1 protein-coding gene and 1 pseudogene are annotated in these 549 nt (G+C 33.9%); both read left to right on the forward strand.

The annotated features are described in order from the left end of the window. A partial coding sequence (locus AC1DUW_RS32110; RefSeq protein WP_477644091.1) for an IS3 family transposase occupies positions 1–143 on the forward strand: 143 nt, incomplete at its 5' end. 251 nt (positions 144–394) lie between these two features. After that, positions 395–549: pseudogene (locus AC1DUW_RS32115) on the forward strand (GNAT family N-acetyltransferase); the annotation flags it as partial.

Raw genomic sequence — 549 nt, forward strand, 5'->3', positions numbered from 1 at the left:
ATCTTCAAGAATTTGAAAGCATGGAGCATTTCAAACAAGAATTAGAGGAATATATCCATTACTACAATCATCAACGAATCAAGGTAAAATTAAAAGGCATGAGCCCGGTAGATTACCGGATTCATGCCCTCAAGGCTGCCTAATTAAATAAAGTGTCTAACTTTTTGGGTTCACTTCAAAGCAACCCTAACCAATGTTTTAATCAATAAACCATCCTTCATACTCTTCCTGGTTCAATGCCTTGATCTTGCCTAACCTATGCTGGTTTTTGTTACAATAAACTCATGTACGAAAATCTTGTGAGGAGATGAAGATGTACATTTAAATCACTATTTATTTAATAAAATATTATAATGAATTTAAGAATATGGTTTATTTTGGAGGAAAGGTAGATATGCTGAACATACGAAAAGTAAAAATGGAAGACTTACCTGAACTTGTAGTTATTGAACATCTTTGTTTTTCAAAAGAAGAAGCAGCTACAATAGAAGCGTTCGAAAAGCGCATTCAATTAATCCCGGATAGTTTTTTTGTAGCGGAGAAGGAGGG

The organism is Peribacillus sp. P4_C12, assembly GCF_056402095.1.